The organism is Mycobacterium sp. PTI7 (genome assembly GCF_056679845.1).
Map to the genome: position 1 here is coordinate 4,431,608 of NZ_CM155252.1, position 19,838 is coordinate 4,451,445.

Annotated in this window: 24 protein-coding genes; 11 read left to right on the forward strand and 13 right to left on the reverse strand. The window is 70.2% G+C overall.

All coding sequences use genetic code 11. The features are described from left to right. Positions 1–379: 379 nt before the first annotated feature. The 4 genes from AC1MEY_RS21315 (at position 380) to aqpZ (ending at position 4,120) form a co-directional block, all read left to right on the forward strand. Positions 380–1,189: a PaaI family thioesterase gene (locus tag AC1MEY_RS21315; protein ID WP_480227379.1), complete on the forward strand. Its 810-nt coding sequence runs from the start codon at positions 380–382 to the stop codon at positions 1,187–1,189. 10 nt (positions 1,190–1,199) lie between these two features. Next, the gene (locus AC1MEY_RS21320) at positions 1,200–2,573 is read left to right on the forward strand and encodes a chloride channel protein (protein ID WP_480227380.1); all 1,374 of its coding nucleotides are present in this window, start codon (positions 1,200–1,202) and stop codon (positions 2,571–2,573) included. Continuing rightward, complete coding sequence (locus tag AC1MEY_RS21325) at positions 2,570–3,202, forward strand: DUF2461 domain-containing protein (RefSeq protein WP_480227381.1); 633 nt, start codon at positions 2,570–2,572, stop codon at positions 3,200–3,202. The genes AC1MEY_RS21320 and AC1MEY_RS21325 overlap by 4 nt, the downstream gene beginning before the upstream one ends. 147 nt (positions 3,203–3,349) lie before the next feature. After that, positions 3,350–4,120: an aquaporin Z gene (aqpZ, locus tag AC1MEY_RS21330; protein WP_480227382.1), complete on the forward strand. Its 771-nt coding sequence runs from the start codon at positions 3,350–3,352 to the stop codon at positions 4,118–4,120. A gap of 59 nt (positions 4,121–4,179) precedes the next feature. Here aqpZ and AC1MEY_RS21335 read toward each other — a convergent pair whose 3' ends face one another. The 3 genes from AC1MEY_RS21335 to AC1MEY_RS21345 form a co-directional block, all read right to left on the reverse strand. After that, positions 4,180–4,743: a Dps family protein gene (locus AC1MEY_RS21335; RefSeq protein WP_480227383.1), complete on the reverse strand. Its 564-nt coding sequence runs from the start codon at positions 4,741–4,743 to the stop codon at positions 4,180–4,182. Positions 4,744–4,813: 70 nt separating this feature from the next. Further along, the gene (locus tag AC1MEY_RS21340; RefSeq protein ID WP_480231605.1) at positions 4,814–5,674 is read right to left on the reverse strand and encodes a DNA-3-methyladenine glycosylase family protein; all 861 of its coding nucleotides are present in this window, start codon (positions 5,672–5,674) and stop codon (positions 4,814–4,816) included. 91 nt (positions 5,675–5,765) lie between these two features. Further along, the gene (locus AC1MEY_RS21345) at positions 5,766–6,146 is read right to left on the reverse strand and encodes a DUF427 domain-containing protein (RefSeq protein ID WP_480227384.1); all 381 of its coding nucleotides are present in this window, start codon (positions 6,144–6,146) and stop codon (positions 5,766–5,768) included. Positions 6,147–6,206: 60 nt separating this feature from the next. Here AC1MEY_RS21345 and AC1MEY_RS21350 point away from each other — a divergent pair, with 60 nt between their 5' ends. After that, entirely contained in the window at positions 6,207–6,674 is a 468-nt protein-coding gene (locus tag AC1MEY_RS21350) for an SRPBCC family protein (protein WP_480227385.1), read from the forward strand. A 15-nt stretch (positions 6,675–6,689) separates the two neighbouring features. Here AC1MEY_RS21350 and AC1MEY_RS21355 read toward each other — a convergent pair whose 3' ends face one another. Then, on the reverse strand, positions 6,690–8,063 hold the full coding sequence (locus tag AC1MEY_RS21355) for an NAD(P)/FAD-dependent oxidoreductase (RefSeq protein WP_480227386.1): 1,374 nt from the start codon (positions 8,061–8,063) through the stop codon (positions 6,690–6,692). A gap of 126 nt (positions 8,064–8,189) precedes the next feature. Between AC1MEY_RS21355 and AC1MEY_RS21360 the strand changes: the two genes are divergently transcribed. Beyond that, a complete protein-coding gene (locus tag AC1MEY_RS21360; protein ID WP_480227387.1) occupies positions 8,190–8,669 on the forward strand; it encodes a DUF4262 domain-containing protein in 480 nt (159 codons plus the stop codon). Here AC1MEY_RS21360 and AC1MEY_RS21365 read toward each other — a convergent pair. Together AC1MEY_RS21365 and AC1MEY_RS21370 are read right to left on the reverse strand one after the other, a co-directional pair. Next, positions 8,666–9,694, reverse strand: coding sequence for an NAD-dependent epimerase/dehydratase family protein (locus tag AC1MEY_RS21365; protein ID WP_480227388.1), 1,029 nt, complete (start codon positions 9,692–9,694; stop codon positions 8,666–8,668). The genes AC1MEY_RS21360 and AC1MEY_RS21365 overlap by 4 nt on opposite strands. Beyond that, on the reverse strand, positions 9,691–10,209 hold the full coding sequence (locus AC1MEY_RS21370; RefSeq protein WP_480227389.1) for a nuclear transport factor 2 family protein: 519 nt from the start codon (positions 10,207–10,209) through the stop codon (positions 9,691–9,693). The genes AC1MEY_RS21365 and AC1MEY_RS21370 overlap by 4 nt, the downstream gene beginning before the upstream one ends. 148 nt (positions 10,210–10,357) lie before the next feature. Between AC1MEY_RS21370 and msrB the strand changes: the two genes are divergently transcribed. Beyond that, positions 10,358–10,831: a peptide-methionine (R)-S-oxide reductase MsrB gene (msrB, locus tag AC1MEY_RS21375; RefSeq protein WP_480227390.1), complete on the forward strand. Its 474-nt coding sequence runs from the start codon at positions 10,358–10,360 to the stop codon at positions 10,829–10,831. Next, positions 10,828–11,340, forward strand: coding sequence for a peptide-methionine (S)-S-oxide reductase MsrA (msrA, locus tag AC1MEY_RS21380; protein WP_480227391.1), 513 nt, complete (start codon positions 10,828–10,830; stop codon positions 11,338–11,340). Before msrB ends, msrA begins: the two co-directional genes overlap by 4 nt. Positions 11,341–11,389: 49 nt before the next feature. On the opposite strand, the gene AC1MEY_RS21385 is transcribed toward msrA, so the two are convergent. Further along, entirely contained in the window at positions 11,390–12,751 is a 1,362-nt protein-coding gene (locus AC1MEY_RS21385) for a cytochrome P450 (protein WP_480227392.1), read from the reverse strand. A 100-nt stretch (positions 12,752–12,851) separates the two neighbouring features. Between AC1MEY_RS21385 and AC1MEY_RS21390 the strand changes: the two genes are divergently transcribed. Continuing rightward, a complete protein-coding gene (locus tag AC1MEY_RS21390) occupies positions 12,852–13,469 on the forward strand; it encodes a TetR/AcrR family transcriptional regulator (protein WP_480227393.1) in 618 nt (205 codons plus the stop codon). Here AC1MEY_RS21390 and AC1MEY_RS21395 read toward each other — a convergent pair. Then, positions 13,456–14,025, reverse strand: coding sequence for a TetR/AcrR family transcriptional regulator (locus AC1MEY_RS21395; RefSeq protein ID WP_480227394.1), 570 nt, complete (start codon positions 14,023–14,025; stop codon positions 13,456–13,458). The genes AC1MEY_RS21390 and AC1MEY_RS21395 overlap by 14 nt on opposite strands. A gap of 53 nt (positions 14,026–14,078) precedes the next feature. On the opposite strand from AC1MEY_RS21395, the gene AC1MEY_RS21400 reads away from it, so the two are divergent. Both AC1MEY_RS21400 and AC1MEY_RS21405 read left to right on the forward strand, forming a co-directional pair. Further along, positions 14,079–14,753 carry a class I SAM-dependent methyltransferase gene (locus AC1MEY_RS21400; protein WP_480227395.1) on the forward strand — a complete coding sequence of 225 codons (675 nt, stop codon included), beginning with the start codon at positions 14,079–14,081 and terminating at the stop codon, positions 14,751–14,753. A 439-nt stretch (positions 14,754–15,192) separates the two neighbouring features. Beyond that, positions 15,193–15,855: an endonuclease domain-containing protein gene (locus AC1MEY_RS21405; RefSeq protein WP_480227396.1), complete on the forward strand. Its 663-nt coding sequence runs from the start codon at positions 15,193–15,195 to the stop codon at positions 15,853–15,855. A gap of 29 nt (positions 15,856–15,884) precedes the next feature. Here AC1MEY_RS21405 and AC1MEY_RS21410 read toward each other — a convergent pair whose 3' ends face one another. From AC1MEY_RS21410 to AC1MEY_RS21430, 5 genes are all read right to left on the reverse strand, one after another. Beyond that, positions 15,885–16,952, reverse strand: coding sequence for a prenyltransferase (locus AC1MEY_RS21410; protein WP_480227397.1), 1,068 nt, complete (start codon positions 16,950–16,952; stop codon positions 15,885–15,887). After that, positions 16,952–17,695 carry a class I SAM-dependent methyltransferase gene (locus AC1MEY_RS21415; protein WP_480227398.1) on the reverse strand — a complete coding sequence of 248 codons (744 nt, stop codon included), beginning with the start codon at positions 17,693–17,695 and terminating at the stop codon, positions 16,952–16,954. The genes AC1MEY_RS21410 and AC1MEY_RS21415 overlap by 1 nt, the downstream gene beginning before the upstream one ends. Beyond that, complete coding sequence (locus AC1MEY_RS21420) at positions 17,689–18,936, reverse strand: glycosyltransferase family 4 protein (protein WP_480227399.1); 1,248 nt, start codon at positions 18,934–18,936, stop codon at positions 17,689–17,691. The genes AC1MEY_RS21415 and AC1MEY_RS21420 overlap by 7 nt, the downstream gene beginning before the upstream one ends. Before the next feature lie 99 nt (positions 18,937–19,035). Further along, positions 19,036–19,491: a PPOX class F420-dependent oxidoreductase gene (locus tag AC1MEY_RS21425; protein WP_480227400.1), complete on the reverse strand. Its 456-nt coding sequence runs from the start codon at positions 19,489–19,491 to the stop codon at positions 19,036–19,038. Positions 19,492–19,516: 25 nt separating this feature from the next. Continuing rightward, complete coding sequence (locus AC1MEY_RS21430; protein ID WP_480231606.1) at positions 19,517–19,810, reverse strand: hypothetical protein; 294 nt, start codon at positions 19,808–19,810, stop codon at positions 19,517–19,519. Positions 19,811–19,838: the final 28 nt, after the last annotated feature.

A 19,838-nucleotide genomic window follows, 5' to 3' on the forward strand; every position in this document is an offset into this window, starting at 1 on the left:
CGGTTGTGTCGGTACGACTTTCGCGCGACGACACCGATGGGGCCTGGACGGACCCTCCACGCCCGGTCGACATCCGGTCGACATTCGTCGACACGGTGCGTTTGCCAATGTGCTCGCCTTAGCGCTGGAACTGCTCGGATGCGGATTCAGCGGTTTGCTGAAAAGCCTGCTCGTATTCTTATTTTCGGCCCTGAGCGTACGGCCGGCACCGTCGTCGTCGCCATTCCGGGGACGTCCATCGATCCCACTGTCGGACAACGACTTTCGTCACCGATCGGACCGGCGGACCGTCCCCGCCGCCCGGGCCCGCGTAGCGCACCTCACACGCATACCGATGGGGGGTATCGGCGTGCTGGGCCGCCCGGGAAGTGTGGTGACGATGCGACGCCATCCAGCGAACACCCCCATCGGCCGATTCCGCGTCGAGACCCTCGAGGAGGGCGTCGACCGTTGCGTGGCGACGCTGCCCATGGAGGGACTGCTCAGCCCGATCACCGGGACGCCCAGCCTGGGCCCGCTGGCGGTCCTGGTCGACCACGTCGGAGGTCTGATCAACCACCATCGTCGCGGCCCGGACGAGTGGACCGTGTCCAGCGAACTGTCCCTCGAGCTGGCACCCGACGCCGCCGCGGTGATCGCCGCCGCCGGCGATCAGCCGGTCCTCGCCATCAGCCGACCCCTCAGCGGCAAGCACGCGACGGCGGTCGGAGAGTGCGAACTGCTGCTCGACGGCATCGTGATCGGCAGCGGGACGGTGCGCTCGTTCTACATCGACAGTCCCGGCGAGTTCGCCGAGTCCCCCGAACGCGACGGCGACCACGACGTCAAGCACGGCCTCGCGGCGATGATGGCCGCGGGCCCGCCGAGCACCGAGGGTGACGCCGTGGTGCTCCCCCAGCTCGTCGACCCGGTGATCAACAACAGCATCGACGTGGTGCACGGCGGGATAGCCTCGACGGGCCTGGAGGTGGTGGCCTCGGCCGCGGTGAACGCCGGCCGGCCGCACGATCCGCTCGTCACGGCGTCATTGCGGGTCAATTTTCTGCGGCAGTTCGTTGCCGGCGGTGAAACCCGTTACGTGGGAACGGCATTGCGGGTGGGGCGGCGCTCCGGAGTGGCCGACGCGCAGGCCATCGGGAGCGACGGCAAGGTCGCCATCACCGCCCGCCTGACCGCGTACCGCTGCTAGCATCCGCCCCATGCCCAAGGCGCGGAAGTCCGCCGGCGCCGTCGGCGCATTCGTCCGCACTTCCGGTTACCTGCGCAAGTGGCTGATCCTGGGCGTCGCGATCGGCGTCATCGCCGGCCTCGGCGCCGTCGTGTTCTACCTGGCGATGGACTACACGGGCCGGTTCCTGCTCGGCTACCTCGGCGGCTACGACGTGCCGACGGCCGCGAGCGACGGCGGCGACCCCGGCAGCCCCGGCTTCCCGCGGCCGTGGGCGATACCCCTGATCGCGATGGGCGGCGCCGCGCTGTCGGCGCTCATCGTCGCGAGGTTCGCGCCGGAGGCCGAGGGGCACGGCACGGACAACGCCATCGAGGCCGTCCACACCGACCCGCGGGCGATCCGGGCGCGGGTGGTGCTGGTCAAGATGATCTCCAGCGCGTTGACCATCGGGTCCGGCGGGTCGGCCGGCCGCGAGGGGCCGACGGCGCAGATCTCGGCGGGCTTCGGGTCGCTGCTCACCCGCCGTCTCGACCTGTCCGACGAGGACGGTCGGGTCGCCGTGTCGATCGGCATCGGATCGGGCATCGGCGCCATCTTCGGCGCACCCCTGGGCGGCGCCGTCCTGGCGGCGTCGATCATCTACCGCGCCGACTTCGACTACCGGTCGCTGATCCCGGGCTTCATCACCTCGGGCACCGCGTACGCGGTGTACGGGTCGATCCTCGGCTTCGATCCGCTGTTCGGGTTCGTGGTGCCCGACTACGTGTTCGACCCCGCCGACCTACCCTGGTTCGTGGTGATCGGAATCGTCGCCGCCGCAGTCGGTTACCTGTACGCGCGGACGTTCTACGCCACGGTCGCGCTCACCGGCCGGCTGCCGGGGAACAAGGTGGTGAAGCCCGCGATCGGCGGCCTGCTGGTGGGCCTGATGGCGCTGGCGATCCCGCAGATCCTGTCCAGCGGTTACGGCTGGGCACAGCTCGCGTCGGCGCGGGACACCCTGCTCACGATCCCGCTGTGGATCGTGTTGATCCTGCCGCTGGCCAAGATCCTCGCCACGTCGCTGACGGTGGGCACCGGTGGATCCGGGGGCATCTTCGGCCCGGGCATCGTGATCGGCGCGTTCGTCGGCGCCGCGGTGTGGCGGCTCGCCGATCTCACCGGCCTGCCCGGGGTCCCGGACGGCCCCGGCGTGTTCGTCGTGGTGGCCATGATGGCGTGCTTCGGCAGCGTCGCGCACGCACCGCTGGCGGTGATGATCATGGTGGCCGAGATGACCGGGTCGTTCTCGGTGCTGCCCGGCGCGATGATCACCGTCGGCATCGCGTACATGGTGATCAGCCGCTCCGACGTGTCGATCTACCGGGCGCAGCGCCTCGACCGGGATTCGGTGGGCCGGTGACGTTCACCGGGTTCCCCGAGGCCGCACTCGACTTCTACGACGACCTCGAGATCGACAACACCAAGTCGTTCTGGGAGGCGCACAAGCCGCAGTACCTCGAGTGCGTCCGCGCGCCCATGGTGGCGTTGACCGACGAGCTGGAGCCGACGTTCGGGCCGGCGAAGATCTTCCGGCCGTTCCGCGACGTCCGGTTCGCCAAGGACAAGACCCCGTACAAGACCCACCAGGGTGCGTTCGTCGGTGCCGGTCCGGCCTGCGGCTGGTACCTCGAGATCGCGGCACGCGGATTCCGCACCGGCGCCGGCTTCTACGACGCGTCGAGCGCCGACCTCGCGCACGTCCGGGCGGCCATCGTCGACGAATCGAAGGGCGCTGCGCTGCAACGCATCCTGGCCACCCTTCGGAAGAAGGGCTTCGAGGTCGGCGGCGATCGGCTCAAGACCGCTCCGCGGGGCTTCGACGCCGGGCATCCCCGCATCGACCTGCTGCGCCACCGCTCGCTGACCGTCACCCGGGACTACGGCTTCGAGCCGGTGATCCACACACCCGAACTCGTCGACGCGGTCCGCGCGGACTGGAACGCCGTACGGCCGCTGGTCGAGTGGCTGTGCCTGCGCCTCGGACACTGAGACACTGAGACACTGAGACGCCGACCGCCGGGCTCGATCACGATACGGGCCTGATTCGGTCAAGATCATCGCGGCCGGTCCGCCGGCGTGGCAGCGTGATCCGGTACCGCGTCTCAACGGCGAGATGCCCAGGGAGGTTGACACGTCATGACCACACCCACCATGCCGCACCGACTGGCCGCCGAGTTCGTCGGAACGTTCTGGCTCGTCTTCGGCGGATGCGGCGCCGCGGTGTTCGCCGCGAAGTTCACCTCCGACGGCACCGCCGTCGGAATCGGATTCCTCGGCGTCGCACTGGCGTTCGGCCTCACCGTGCTGACCGGCGTCTACGCGTTCGGCACCATTTCAGGCGGTCACTTCAACCCGGCCGTCACGCTGGGGGCCGCACTCGCCCGCCGCGTCGAGTGGAAGGCCGTGCCGTTCTACTGGGTCGTGCAGGTGCTGGGCGGTCTCGTCGGCGGACTCGTGATCTTCGCGATCGCCCGGGGCCGGCCCGGCTGGACGGCGAGCGGGAACATGGCGGCGAACGGGTACGGCGCGAACTCGCCCGGCGGCTTCACGATGGTCTCCGTGCTCCTCGCCGAGACGGTGCTGACCTTCGTGTTCCTCCTCGTCATCCTCGGGTCCACCGATGATCGCGCACCCAAGGGCTTCGCCGGACTGTCGATCGGCCTGACGCTGACGCTCATCCACCTCGTGTCGATCCCGGTCTCGAACACCTCGGTCAACCCCGCTCGGTCGACCGGGGTGGCGTTCTTCAACGGTGCCGGCGCGCCGGCGCAGCTGTGGTTGTTCTGGCTCGCGCCGCTCGTCGGAGCCGCGATCGCCGGGCTCGCCTACCCCTTCCTGTTCGGCAGCGGCAGGGCCGAACTCGCCGATCGGCCCGTCCGCGACGACGCCCTCGAGCCGATCAACTAGCGCACGCGAAACGGGCCCGCACCTCTCGGTGCGGGCCCGCTCGGGTGAGGCGTTTCGAACTACTTCTTGGAGCCGTTCTTGTTGGCCTTGGCGGACTTCGCCGCGCCCTTCTCGGTCTTCTCGCCCTTGTTGACCAGCTGGCCACCGGAGTTCTCGAGGTGCGCGCGCACGAACCACTGGAACTTCTCGAGTTCCGCGGAGTGCCCGATCAGCATGTCGTTGGTGATGGGGTCCGGATCCTCGGTGGCGTCGATTGCCTCGCGGGTGCTGGAGATGACGCCGTCGTAGACCACGTCGAGGGCGGCGAGGTGCGCCTGCACCGTGTCGCGCCCGATCGAGTAGTCGTCCCAGGTGCGGTCCTTGATGATCGAGCCGGGGGTGCCCTGCGGCGACGCACCGAGGGTGGCGATGCGTTCGGCCACCTCGTCGGCGTATCCGCGGACCAGGTCGACCTGGGGGTCGATCATCTCGTGGACGCCGATGAAGTTCGGTCCGACGACGTTCCAGTGGATGTGCTTCAGCGTCAGGTGCAGATCGTTGTAGGCGCTCAACTGCTTCTGCAGTAGGTCGGCGACCGTTTGGCCCTCTTGGGCGGACATTCCGGGCACGGTGAATTGAGTCATCGTGTTACCTCCTTGAGTTCTTGTACCCCTGAGCTACCCGCGCCACGTCGTCGCTAATCCCAGAAGTGATCTAGATCGTGCGGAGGTCCGGAATCGCCAGCCGCGCGCCGAAGCGCGGATTGCGCGCGAGCCCGCTCACCTCGAGCAGTCGCACGGCCCGCTGGCGGTGCGGTCGCAGGGGTTCGAGCAGGACGAGCATGGCGGCGTCGTCGATGCGGCGGCCGAGCAACGTCGACCCCACCATGTTCGACAGGTGGTAGTCGCCGACGGAGAGCGCATCCGCGTCGCCCCAGGCCCGTTGCGCGGTCTCCGCGGTGGTCCACTCACCCACGCCCGGCAGCGACTGCAGGGCGGTGCGGGCATCGGCGCTGCTGCGGCCGCTCAGCCGTTCGATGGAGGCGCCGCGCGAGGCGCACAGCACCACGGTGCGAGCGCGTCCGGGGTCGACGTTCGCGAGGTGGAATTCCCACGACGGGATGCGGCACCACACGTCGGCCGGGGGCGGGACCCGCATGCGCGCCGGCGCCGGACCGGGTGCGGGCGTGCCGAACTTGGTGACCAGCAGCCGCCATGCCCGGAACGCGTCCTTGCCCGTCACGCGCTGCTCCAGGATGGCGGGGATCAGCGCCTCGAGGACGCGACCGGTGCGGCCGATCCGCAGGTGCGGCACGCGGCGGTGGGCGGCGGCGATCGTCTCCTCGACGGGCGCGAACCCCGAGGCGTCGTCACCGTGTCCGAGGAAGTCGGGCAGTCCGTGCAGGAACTCCTCGGCGCCGTCGCCCCACGCCGTGCACTCCACGGTGTCGCGGTCCGTCTTGACGATGTGCGCGGTCACCGGCCCGCTGTCCTGCAGGCTCGTCTTCCAGATGGCGCCGTCGATCGACTGGTAGCAGGGATCGCCGGGTCCACGTCGCTGCGGCGACAGCGTCATCGCGGGGCTCACGGGTCCGCCGAACACCACCGTGCGGCGTACCGGGCCTGCGTTCACCCGACCAGTTTGGCAGGTGTCGCCGACGCGCCGGTCAGCTCGCCGCGCTCACCGCGACGTCGGCCTTATCGGCGTAGAACGCCCCGTGACCGGCGATGTCGCCGACGGCCGGGTACGGCGACTCGTAGGTCCAGATGGCGTCCTCGACGGTCTCGTCGCCCACGGTCACGTGGAAGTAGGTCGCCTCGCCCTTGTACGGGCAGTAGGTGGTGGTGTCGCTGCGCGTGAGGGCACCCGGGTCGATGGCCGACAGCGGCACGTACTGCACCACGGGGTACGTCGACTCGCTCAGCGACAGCGCGGCGTCGGTCTCGGCGATCACGGTGTCGCCGATGCGCACGACGACGCTGCCGCCGGTGGGCTCGACGGTGATCGGGTGCTGGGCGGTGGGCTGCAGAACCTGGCGTTCGCTCATGTGGGGACCAACGCGCGCGGACCCGCCCGTGATTCCTGCCACGCTGGCTACGATCGCGCCATGACGCTCGCCGCTCCCGCCGATGCCCGCGCCTCGGTCACCATCGCCGCCCCGCCCGACGCGGTGTACGCGCTGATCACCGACCTCCCCACGCTGGGCGACCTCGGCGCGGAGGTGACCACGATGCACTGGCACCGCGGTGATCGCGCGGCCGCCGGCGCGGTGTTCAAGGGCCGCAACCGCAACGGCTCCCGGTCCTGGACCACGACGTGCACGGTCACCGACGCCGAACCCGGCCGTGCGTTCGCCTTCGACGTGAAGAGCCTCGTCATCCCCATCGCCCACTGGCGGTACGACATCGAGGCCGTCGACGGCGGCTGCACCGTCACCGAGAGCACGTGGGACCGCCGCCCCGGCTGGTTCCGCACCCCGGGTGGCATCGCGACCGGCGTCCGCGACCGCACGACGGCCAACGCCGAGAACATCCGGCAGACCCTCGAACGGCTGAAGGCCCGCGCCGAGTCCTGATCGCGCGTTCCGCGGTCAGGGCCGCCCGGTGATGACGTCCGCGACGCGCGCGATCGGCGACGTCGTGGACCGGCCACCCGCCTCGTGCCGGTCGGCGATCTTGTAGGCGACGTAGAGGCCGCGCACCCCGAGCCAGCGCAGCGGTTCGGGTTCCCAGTTGCGTGACACGTGCCCGACCCACGGCAGTTCGGTGCGCGGCGTGCGCCGATCGGCGACGAGGTCGGCGAGCGTGCGGCCGGCCAGGTTGGTGGCGGTGACGCCGTGGCCCACGTAGCCGCCGGCCCAGCCCAGCCCGGAGACGCGGTCGAGTGCCACCCCGGCCTCCCAGTCGCGCGGCACGGCCAGCACCCCGCACCAGCCGTGGGCGATCGGCACGTCCGCCACCTGCGGCAGGGCGTCGTGCAGCACGGCGGTGAGGTGGCGGATGGTGCGGGCGGGCACCCGGCCGTCGACGTCGGTGCGCGACCCGAAGCGGTACGGCACGCTGCGACCGCCGATGGCGATGCGGTCGTCGGCGGTGCGCTGCGCGTAGAAGAAGCCGTGCGCCGTGTCGCCCACGGTTTCGCGGCCGTCCCAGCCGATCGAGTCCCAGACGTCGCGGCCGATGGGCTCGGTGGCGATCATCGAGCTGTTCATGGGCAGCCACCGGCGGCGCAGCCCCTTCAGCAGCGGGGTGAAGCCCTCGGTGGTGCGCAGCACGATCGGCGCGCGGACGGTGCCCATCGGCGTCGTGGCCCGGCCCGCGGCGATCTCGGTCACCGGTGACATCTCGTAGATGGGCACGCCGAGTTTCTCGACGACGTCGGCCAGCCCGCGCGCGAGGTGCATCGGCTGGATGCGCGCGCAGTGCGGCGTGTAGTAGGCGGAGGTGACGCCGGAGAACCGGATGCGTTCGGCCGCTTCGGCCGTGGTCAACGGCTCGATGCCGTCGACGCCCCACTTCCGCTCCTCGGCGATGGCCCCGGCGAGGCGCGCGGACTGCGCCTGATTGCGGGCGATCTCGAGCGTGCCGCCCTTGACGATGCCGGCGTCGATGCCCTCGCGGTCGGCGACGGCGATCACCTCGTCGACGGCGTCGTTGAGTGCGCGCTGCCAGGCGATCACGCCGTCGCGGCCGTACCGCTGCGCCATCGCGTTGCGGTCGCCGGGCACCAGACCCGAGAGCCAGCCGCCGTTGCGCCCGGATGCGCCGAAGCCCGCGAACCGGGCTTCGAGCACCACCACGTTCAGGGTCGGGTCGGCCTGCTTGAGGTAGTACGCCGTCCACAGCCCGGTGTAGCCCGCACCGACGATGCAGACGTCGGCGTCCAGATCGCCCGGCAGCGGCGGACGCGGCGACGGCAGACGGGCGAGCCAGTGCGAGACGGAGCCGTTCTTGAGCGTGGACACCCCTCGATTCTGGCAGCCCGGCTTGTGGACGAAATCGCCACTGTGGATGAACCGGCCGACGCGGCCGCCACGTGTCACACCGCCCGAACACCCTCGAGCCATGACCGAACGAGAGGCGGGCGCTCCATGTGCTGGCAGTGCGACAACCCCGACAAGACCACCCACGACTACCTCGAGGTGCTGCGCGGAATCATCCGCGACTGCGGCTGGGCGGTGCAGGGCGTGGAGGACGACCGTGCGCCGTACGCGTACACGATCGGGCTCTACCGCCGCGGCCTGCCCGAACTGCTCGTGACGGGACTGGCTCCCGAGACGGCTGCCCGCGCACTGAATGACGCGGCGGAGCGCTCGCTGACGGCCGGGGCACCGGCACCCGGGGCGCGGTGGACGCTGCGCGACGGGCTGCTCGTCGAGGTGGTCGACGTGGACCATCCCGACGCCCACATGGACATGGCGGTGGCGGTGGCCCGCGGCCGGCCCATCCGCGCCCGGCAGCTGGTGTGGGCGGACCGTCTCGGCCGGTGGCCGTGGGTGCGCGGCTTCGACCGCGGGATGCGGCGACAGCCCGTACTGGGGATTCGACGGCGGCCGCCGGACGCGGGTTAAGAGTTCGGCGCGCCGGTGCGCTTGGCCTTGCGCAATCCCACCCAGAACCGGGCCGCCTCGCGGATCGACTCCTCGACCGGCCGTGGCTGCCAACCGAGTTCGCGTCGCGCCCTAGAGCAGTCCACCGGCGCCTCGGCGCGCATCAATTTCAGCGAGTTGATCGACAGCCGCTCGTCGGTGCCCGTGAGCCGGCCCTTGAGGCTGCCGAGGGCGGCCATCGCGTACGAGACCGGCAGGGGTATCGACCTGGTGGGCGCGGGCACGCCGGCGGCCTCGGCGGCGATGCGCACGACGTCGGCGTTGGCGATCATGCGCTCCGAGATCAGGTACCGCTCGCCCACGCGGCCCTTCTCGGCGGCGAGGACGAGCGCGCGGGCCGCGTCGTCGACGCCGACGGCCTCGAGTTCGATGCCGCCCATCACGAACGGCAGCTTGCCGAACGCCGCGCCGGCGATGATCGCGCCGTGCGGGGTGCGGCCCCAGTCACCGGCGCCGTAGGTGGTCGACACGCACATGGCCACGGCAGGCAGGCCGCGCTCGCGTGCATACCGCAGCACCAGGTTCTCGGCCTGCACGCGCGACCGCACGTACGCCGTGAGCCGCTTGTCGTGCACGTCGGCGATCACGTCGTCCTCGGTGGCGACCCGGCCGCGCTTCCGCGCGACGGTCGCGTAGCTGCTGGTGAACACGAACCGCCGCAGGCCGGCGGCGATCTCGGGTTCCACCGCCACGTCGAGGACGTTGCGCGTGCCCTCGACGTTGGTGCGGAACAGCGGCGCCGGGTCACGCAGCCAGCCACGGGTGTCCACCACGCAGTAGTAGACGTCGTCCACGCCGGTCATCGCCGAGCGCAGCACGTCGCTGTCGAAGACGTCGCCGACGAACCGCGTGACCGCGAGGTCGTCGATCCCCGTCGTGGTGGCGCCCTCGCGCACCATCACCCGGACGTCCTCGCCGTCGCCGACCAGCAGGCGCGCCACGTGGGAACCCAGGTAGCCGTTGGCCCCGATGACGAGCGACGTCACTTCGGGCCGCCCAGCGGGGCGCCGACCTGCTGCATCCATAGGTCGGCCTCGTCGGGCAGGGTGCCGAGTTCGGCCGCCTTCCGGCACCACTTCACCGCGGCGGAGACGAACCGCAGCGGGTTGTAGACGTCCTCCTGCCTGCGCCACTTCCCGTCGCCCGCATAGGTGACGATCGAGATGTTGGTGGCGGTGATGACGGTGCCGTCGCCGGGATCGCGCATCGGGTTGTCCAGCTCGCACAGGACGCGGTCGTTCGCCTCGTCGTACACCGTCCACAGCGACGGGAACGACGTCATGTAGCTACCGGGGAAGTTCTCCATGGTCTTCCAGATCCATGGCCGCACCTGCTCGCGGCCACGCATGGTGCCCGCTGCGTGCTCGACGTAGACGACGTCGTCGGTGTACTGGTCAACCCACGAATCCCAGTCCCGGGTCCGGGCGGCGTGGTCCACCGTCCGTTCGAAGCTCGCGAACGCCTCGACCAACTCGTCACGGGTGAAGGTGCCTCCGGTCACACCCAGAACTAGAACACGTTCTACCGATCTTTGTCGAGCATCCGGCGGATCGGCCGGCGGGCGTCGGAGACGAGGTTCGGAACGGGTCCCGACGGGGAACTTCCAGCGGGAGCGCGGGGTTATACGAGTGCCAACTCTAGGAGGACCAGTGGCACGAGAGTTCAACAAGAATCCGGCGGCGGTGTCCGCGCTGTCGCCCGAGCAGTACCGCGTCACGCAGGAGGACGGAACCGAGCGTCCGTTCACCGGTGAGTACTGGGACAACCACGAGGCGGGGATCTACGTCGACGTGGTCTCCGGCGAGCCGCTGTTCGCGTCGGTCGACAAGTTCGAGAGCGGATCGGGCTGGCCCAGCTTCACCCGGCCGATCCAGACGCCTGACCAGTCCACGCACGTGATCGAGAAGCGCGACTTCAGCCACCTGATGCTGCGCACCGAGGTGCGCTCGGCCAACGGCGACAGTCACCTCGGGCACGTGTTCAAGGACGGCCCGCGGGATCAGGGTGGCTTGCGCTACTGCATCAACTCGGCTTCGCTGAGGTTCGTCGCGCTCGACGACCTCGAGGCCCAGGGCTACGGCGAGTACAGGAATCTGTTCAGCAAGGAGGAGGCACAGGCATGAGCACCAAGACCGCAATCCTGGCAGGCGGATGCTTCTGGGGCATGCAGGATCTGATCCGCAAGCAGCCCGGCATCGTCGATACGCGCGTCGGTTACACCGGCGGCAGCAACGACCATCCGACCTACCGCAAGCATCCCGGCCACGCCGAGGCGATCGAAATCGTCTACGACCCGGCCGAGACCGACTACCGGGCCATCCTGGAGTTCTTCTTCCAGATTCACGACCCGACCACCAAGGACCGGCAGGGCAACGACGTCGGGTCGAGCTACCGCTCGGCGATCTTCTACGCCGACGACGAGCAGAAGCGCGTCGCCGAGGACACCATCGCCGACGTCGACGCGTCCGGATTGTGGCCCGGCAAGGTGGTCACCGAGGTGACCCCGGCCGTCGACTTCTGGGAGGCCGAGCCGGAGCATCAGGACTACCTGGTGCGGTACCCCAGCGGGTACACCTGCCACTTCCCGCGGGCGGGGTGGAAGCTGCCGAAGCGCGAGAACGCCTCCCGCTAGACGTAGTACGCAAACCGGCGGGCCCCTTCGGGCCCGCCGGTTTCGTGCGTCACGGGGCGAGAGGGGTGGCGCGGCGCCGCAGCACCACGCGTCCACCCGCCTTCGGCGTGTAGGCCACGCCGCGGGAGTGGATCTTCTCGTCGGGCGCCGTGGTCGTCTGAACCACGAAGTGCCGCAACACCGTTCGGAGGACGACGTCCATCTCGACGTTGGCGAACACCGCACCGACGCAGCGGCGGGTGCCGCCGCCGAACGGCAGGAACGACAGCGGCGGCCTGCCCCCGCCGAGGAACCGTTGCGGGTCGAAGGCGGCCGACCCCGGGAAGTCCTGCTCGCGGTTGTGCAGCTCGCGGATCGCCACCGTGATCGAGTAGCCACGCGGGATCACCCATTCGCCCAGCTCGAACGTCGGCGAGTAGACGTGCCTGCCCGCGAAGTCGATGACGGTGCGGATGCGCTGGGTCTCGAGGATGGTGGCCTGGCGGTACTCGTTGTCGTCGGTGCCGGCCTCGGCCTCGAGTGCGGTGAGCACCTCGGGGTGACGGGTGACCCGCTCGAACACCCATGCCAGCGTCGAGGCCGTCGTCTCGTGACCCGCGGCGAGCAGCGTCAGCAGCTCGTCGGCGATGTCGCGCTGCGACATGGCGCTGCCGTCCTCATAGGTGCTGCGCAGCAGGACCGCCAGCACGTCGTCCCGGTCGTCGAAGCCGGGATCGGCCCTGACGTCCTCGACCAACTGGTCGACGACGGCGTCGTAGCGCCTGCGGTACTCGGCCAGCCGGCCCCACGGCGAGAGGCGCCCGAGGTTGCGGCTTGGCACGGGCAGGACGGCCAGTCGGGATCCGAGCGTCACCCAGGGAGGGATGATCTCGCGCAGTTCGTCGAGGCGCTCGCCGTCGGCGCCGAACACGGCCCGCAGGATGGCGTTGAGCGTGATCCGCATCATCGGCTCGAGAGTCTCGAATTCGACTCCCTCAGGCCATGACTCGGCCTCGCGCAGCGTCTCCTCCTCGAAGATCCGCTCGTAGTTCTTGATGCTCTTGCCGTGGAACGGCGGGGTGAGCAGCTTGCGGCGGCGACGGTGCTCGGCGCGGTCGAGTGCGAACACCGACCCCGAGCCCAGCACCCGGCTGAGGTTCGGCTGGATGTTGCCGACGTCGTCGGTGTTGGCCGCGAAGAGCTGCTTGGCCAACTGCGGGTCCGCGACCACGACGGAGCGGCCGAACACGGGCAGCGTCATCGAGATGACGTCGCCGTGCCGGCGGGTGAGACGGCCGACGGTCCACGTCCGCGACACCGCATAGGCGATGCCCTGCGCGAACGTGGGCCAGCGCGGGCCGGGTGGCAGCTTGGCGGGCCGGGCGCCGGCCCCCGGGGACGCGGATGCGTCGTCGATGGTCGTCTGGCTCACGTGGTCCTCCAACCCGTCGCGCGGTACTGCGATGTACCGGTCGTTCACGAGGTACGGTACCGGCTGGTACCACACACGCGCAAGGGTCGGAGGTGATGCAGTGTCGGACACCGCCACCACGGAGCTGAACGAGCAAGGCACGCAGGGCTTTCGGGACCGGCTGCTCGACGGGCTCACCCGCGCGATCGAGGAGCGCGGTTACCGGGACACCACCGTCGCCGACATCGTCCGCAACGCGAAGACCTCCAAGCGCACGTTCTACGGCGAGTTCGCGAGCAAGGAGGAGTGCTTCATCGCGCTGCTCCGGACCAACAACGACGAGATGATCGAGGGCATCCGCGCCGCCGTCGCGCCGGACGCCGAGTGGCACGTCCAGATCCGCAGCGCGGCAACGGCATACGTCGACCACATCGCGTCACGCACGGCCATCACCCTGAGCTGGATCCGCGAGGCACCCGCCCTCGGCGCGGCGGCGCTGCCCCTGCACCGGCTGGCGATGGGCGCTCTGACCGACATGCTCGTCGACCTGACCGACAGCCCGGGCTTCCGGCGGTCCGGCCTGTCCCCGATCCCGCGACCGCTCGCCCTGATCCTGCTCGGCGGCCTACGTGAACTCACCGCGCTCACCGTCGAGGACGGCGACGACCTGCGCGGCATCCTGGAACCGGCCGTGACCGCGGCGACGGCGATCCTGGGACCGCGCGTCAGCCCAGCATGAGGCGAGCGGACTTCTCGAGGCGCGCGGCGATCTCGGTATAGGACGAGTAACCCATCCCGGCGCGGACCAGCGCTCCGGAGTACAGCATCTCCAGCGAATCGATGACGTCCGGATCGGCCCGGGGCTGCAACGCCGCGGTGAGCCGGTCGCGGATGTCGCGGCCGATGCGCTGGCGCAGCACCTCGACGTCGGGATCGCGACCCAGCAGCGCGCTGGTCACCGCTCCGGCGAACTCCGGCTCGTCGGCGACGAGCAGCGCGATGTGGCTCAGCACGTCGACCACGCGGGAGGCCGAGTCGTCGGACTCGTGGGTGGCGGGTGGCGCACCGGCGAGCCTGCGCCAGAACACCTCGGCGACGAGGTGCTCCTTGGACGAGAAGTACGTGTACGCGGTGGCGGCGCCGACCCCGGCCTCGGCGGCCACCCGGCGCACGGTGAGATTGGCGAACCCGTCGCGATTGAGGAGGTCGACCGCGGCTCTGCCCAGGCGGTCGACGGTGTCGGCCTGTTTGGCGGTCAGACGGCGCCGAGTCGACTCCAGAGCCGGATCGGACACGTGTCTGGACGCTACTACAACCCCGGTGTCCCGGCAACGGTAGGTTGGCTGTCGTGAGCGCCGCCGACACCCCCACCGACACCGCCCTTCCGCCCGCCGCCGAGCGCTTGTTCGCGTATGCGGAGACCATCGTCGGGTTCATGCCCGCCGACGAGGGACGCGCGCTCTACGACGCGGCGGTCCGCTACCTGGGTGACGGCGTCGGCGTGGAGATCGGGACGTACTGCGGCAAGTCGACGGTCATGCTGGGCGCGGCGGCGCAGACCTCGGGCGGCGTGCTGTTCACCATCGACCACCACCACGGCTCCGAGGAGCACCAGCCGGGCTGGGAGTACCACGACACCACGATGGTCGACCCGGTCACCGGGCTGTTCGACACGCTGCCGACGCTGCGCCACACGCTCGACGGCGCCGGCCTCGACGACCACGTGGTTGCCGTGGTGGGCAAGTCGACGGTGGTCGCCCGCGGCTGGCGGACGCCGCTTCGATTTCTGTTCATCGACGGCGGCCACACCGAGGAGGCCGCCCAGCGCGACTTCGACGGCTGGGCCAGGTGGGTCGAGGTGGGCGGCGGCCTCGTCATTCACGACGTCTTCCCCAACCCCGACGAGGGCGGCCAGGCGCCGTTCCACATCTACCAGCGCGCGCTGGAGTCCGAGGAGTTCCGCGAGGTGCTCGCCACCGGGTCGCTGCGGCTCCTCGAGCGGGTGGCCCGCCCCCGAGTGTGAGAGCCCCCCTCCCCCCTTCTTCGCCGAACGTTGGTTACCGCCACGCTTTTCGGCTGAAACCGTGGCGGTAATCAACGTTCGGCGGGACTAGCGACGGAGTTCGTCCACAGTCGCGCATTCGTCCCCAGGCGCCGGCGCGGGAGGCTCGGCCTACCGTGATCGCGTCGGTGCCTCGGGATGTGCTGGCCGCATGTCGTACCCACCTGGGCCGTTCATCGGCACCGAGGCAGTCGCGCAGGGCCGCTACTCGAGACGCACGCTCGCCAGCCGCGCTCGACCGATCTACCGCAACGTCTACCTCCCGCCGGGCGAGGAGCTGACCCCGGCGTCGCGAGCCGTGGCGGCGTGGCTGTGGTCCGGCCGGCAGGCGACGGTGGCGGGAGTGTCGGCCGCTGCACTGCACGGGTCTCGGTGGATCGGAGTCGACGAGCCCGCGGAGTTGACCCGCACGAACGCCAGTGCCAACGACATCGTCGTGCACCGTGAACGGTTGACCGACGACGAGGTGTGCGCGATCTCGGGGATTCCGGTGACCACACCCGCACGCACCGCATTCGACGTCGGCAGACGGCGCCCCCTGCCGATGGCACTGACGCGAGTCGATGCCCTGGCTCGGGCGACCGGCCTCACCGCGGCTGACGTGACGCCTCTCCTGGCTGCACACTGCGGCGCCCGCGGCATCGTGGGGCTTCGCGAGGTGATCGATCTGATGGACGGCGGCGCCGAGTCGCCGCAGGAGACCCGAACCCGCCTGATGCTCCTGCGGGCGGGGATGCAGCGGCCCGTCACGCAGATCGAGGTCGTCGATGACCACGGCCATGTCTTCGCTCGAATCGACATGGGCTGGCCCGATCTGAAGGTCGGCGTCGAGTACGACGGCGAGCAGCACTGGACCGACCCCGTACAACGCTCCCGCGACATCGATCGCTATGCCGCTCTCTCCGACCGGCGGTGGACCATCATTCGAGTGAGCGCGGAACTGTTGCGCAACCGGCCGTGGGTGATCGTCGAGCGCGTCATCGACGCCCTGCGAGCCGCGCACTGCCCATGGCTCGCCGAATGTGTACCTATGTCACGCTTTTCGCGATATGGCGTGGCATAACCCCACACTCGGCGCAGAGCGCGAAAGGACTAGCGGCGCGACGCGCACGCGCAGTCGAACTCGTTCTCGAGTCCGCGCGGCAGGTCGTGGCCGCGGAAGATCCCACTGGCGGCGGTCGTCGAGGACAGCGCGTCGGCGGCGAGGATCATCGCCGCGCCGGTCCACGTGGTCCGCTCGACCGGCCAGCGCTTGCCGTCGGAGAACACCAGGCCCGTCCAGTACGACCCGTCGGTCTCGCGCAGGTGGTGCATCGCCGCGAATTGGGCGTGCGCGCGGGCGGTGTCACCCATCGCATCCAGGGCCATCACCAGCTCGCAGGTCTCGGCGCCGGTCACCCACGGGCGGTGGTCGATGCAGCGGATGCCGAGACCGGGGACCACGAACTCGTCCCAGCGGGCGTCGATGCGCGCCCGCGCCGCCTCGCCGCGGATGGCGCCGCCGAGCACCGGGTAGTACCACTCCATCGAGTGGGTGTCCTTGGCCAGGAACGACTCCGGGTGTTCGGCGATGGCGTGGCCTAGCTGACCGACCGCCACCTCCCACTCCGGCTGCGGCTCGCCCAGGTAGTTCGACAGCGCGATCGCGCACCGGATGGCGTGGTAGACGCTCGAGTTCCCGGTGAGCAGCGCCTCCTGGATGATCCCGGCAGGGCTTGCGGCCCAGGCGATCTGGCCGCCGTCGAGCTGCAGCGTCAGCACGAAGTCGATGGCCTTGCTCACCACCGGCCACATGTCCTCGGCGAAGCCGCGGTCGCGGGTCACCAGCACGTGGTGCCAGACGCCGGTGGCGATGTAGGCGCAGAAGTTGCTGTCGCTGTTGGCGTCCTCGATCACGCCGTTGCGGAACTGGATCGGCCAGGAGCCGTCGGCGCGCTGCGTGTCCCGGCACCAGTCGTAACCGGCCCGCGCCTCGTCCCACAGCCCGGTGACGCTGAGCGCCATCGCGTTCTCCACGTGATCCCACGGGTCGGTATGCCCGCCGTCGAACCACGGCAGCGCACCCGTCGACTCCTGGGTGGCTGCGATGGACTCGCCGGTCCGACGGCACTGCTCGGGCGTGAGAACGCCCGCCACGCCGGGGATCTCGTGCTGACGCACTAGGCCGTCACATCCCCGTCGCCCCGGGTCGCCAGGGGCTTGCGGAAGTACAGCGCGACGCTCTTGCCGATCAGCGGGTTCAGCGCCGCCTCGGCCTGGCGGGTCAGCCACGGTCGCGACATCATGTCCCACACCAGCAGCTTGTGATAGGCGGCGACGGCGGGATGGTTCGGCTTCTCGACGCCCACCGCGCACTTGAGCCACCAGAACGGCGCATGCAGGGCGTGCGCGTGGTGGCGGCGATCGAATTCCATTCCGAGCGCGGTGATCTTCGCCTGCAACTCGTCGGCACGATAGATCCGGATGTGCCCGCCCTCGTTGGCGTGGTACTCGTCGGACAGCAGCCAGCACACCTTCTCGGGCAGCCAGCGCGGGACGGTGACGGCGAGCCGGCCGCCGGGCTTGAGCACCCGCACCAGCTCGGCGATCGCACGGTCGTCGGCGGGCACGTGCTCGAGGATCTCCGACGCCATCACGACGTCGAACGTGCCGTCGGCGTAGGGCAGTTCGAGGGCATCGCCCTTGACGGCCTCGGCCTTGGCGGACGCCGGCGCCTCGCCCTGGTCGGCCATCGCCTGCAGGATCGCGTCGACGTCGTTGAGGTCCTCGGCGCTCTGATCGAAGGCCACCACGTCGGCGCCGCGGCGGAACGCCTCGAACGAGTGCCGGCCTGCGCCGCACCCCACGTCGATCACGGTGGTGCCCGAACCGACCCCCAGATGGTCGAAGTCGACCGTCAGCATGCGCCTGCCTTCCTGTTCGACTTCTCGATTGCCCGTTCGTACACCGCGACGGTCTGCGCGGCCACCGATTCCCAGCTGAAGACGTCGAGTGCCCGTCGCCGGCCGGCCGCTCCGAGGCGGTGCAGCTCCAGGGGCGAGTCCAGCAGGTCGCCGAGGGTCGCGGTGAGGTCGTCGACGTCACCCGGGTTGACCAGTCGCGCGCACTCGCCGTCGGATCCGACGACCTCGGGCAGCGCGCCCGCGCGGCTCGCGACGATCGGCGTGCCGCTGGCCATGGCCTCGACGGCGGGCAGCGAGAACCCCTCGTAGAGCGACGGGATGCAGGCCACCTCGGCCGACGACAGCAGCTTCGCGAGGTCCGCGTCGGACACGCCGCTGGAGATGTGGACGATGTCGGAGATGCCCAGCTCGGCGATCAGCTTCTCGGTGGGGCCGTTGGGCTCCAGCTTGGCGACCAGCTGCACCTCGACGTCGCGTTCGACGCGCAGCCGCGCCACCGCGTGCAGCAGGTGGCTGACGCCCTTGAGCGGCACGTCGGCGCTGGCGATCGCGATGATGCGGTTGCGCACGCGATTCGGTGCGGGCGTGAACAATTCGGTGTCGACGCCCAGCGGCACGACCTGCAGCTGGCTCGGCGAGACGCCGAAGTCCTCGGCGATGTCGGCGGCCGACGTGGACGACACGGTGAGCAGCTCGGGGATCTGGCGGGCGACCTTCTTCTGCATCTCGGCGAAGCCGTACCACCGGCGCACCAGCGGCTTGCGCCACCACGCCGCGGCGGCGACGTCGACGACGCGGTCCCGGGTGATCGGGTGGTGCACGGTGGCGACCACCGGCAGGCCGAGTCCGGCAATGTCGAGCAGCGCGGTGCCGAGGCTCTGGTTGTCGTGGACGACGTCGAAGTCGTCGCGGCGGTCGGCGAGGATGCGCGACATCCGCATGCAGAACGTCCGCGGCTCGGGGAACGCGGCGGTCCACGTGCTCAGCAGCTCGAGCAGGTCGATGCGGTCGTGGATCTCGCTGGGCCGCGGCACCCGGAACGGATCGGGTTCGCGGTAGAGGTCGAGGCTGGGCACCTCGGTCAGCCGGACGCGAGGGTCCAGTCCGCCGGGATAGGGAGGGCCGGAGAACACCTCGACTTCGTGACCGAGTTCTACGAGGCCGCGACTCAGGTGCCGGACGTACACGCCCTGCCCACCACAATGCGTCTTGCTCCGGTAGGAGAGCAGGGCGATCCGCATGGTCAGTTCACCGCGACCAGAGTCGACGGAAGGGCTCTGGACATGTGTCCAGACTATAGTTTGACGAGCTAGCCGCCGCAACGCGGCCGCCTGGCGGAACTACTGCGGCGGGAATCCGCCGGTGGCCACCGGGCCCCACCGCTCCGGCGTCACCCGGATCAAGCATTTGCCCTGCTCGACCATGGCGCGACGATACTCGTCCCAGTCGGAGTGTTCGCCGGCGATCACCCGGAAGTACTCGACGAGGGGCTCAACGGCGTCGGGCAGGTCGACCACCTCGGCGGCGCCGTCCACCTGAACGTAGGCGCCGTTGAAGTCGTCGGACAGCACCATCACGCTGGCCCGCGGATCGCGACGGAGGTTCGCGACCTTGGCGCGCTGCGGATAGGTGGCCACCACGATGCGGCCCTCGGCGTCGACGCCGCCGCTGACTGGTGAACTCTGCAGCGATCCGTCGGAGCGGTAGGTGGTCAGCACCATGTGGTGGCGCGGTCGGACGAAGTCGAGCATCTCGCTGCGGGCGACGGTGTCCGCCGTCGCGTACTTGCGGGCCATGTCCCCAACCTAACCGGCGCCAGGGTCACGGCCGCTTGAGCGTCCAGGCCGGCACCCAGTGCGTCACGGACCTCCGGTTGGGCCCGTATGCGACGTCGTAGGTGACCCAGCCCCACCAGTGCCCCTGCTCGCACATCCCCCAGCAGCTCAGCCGGCCCTCGACGACGGCGTGCATCTGCAGTCCCGACGGGTGGTAGCCGCCGGCGCGGTGCGGCTCCCGGGGGAAGACGGCGCCGAGGTCGACCAGGACGTCCACCGGCGGATCGATCCGGCGGAAGGCAGGGGGCGCCGGCTGCCCGGTGTGCCCGATCGACTGCATCCCCACGGTTCGATCATATGTTCGAACG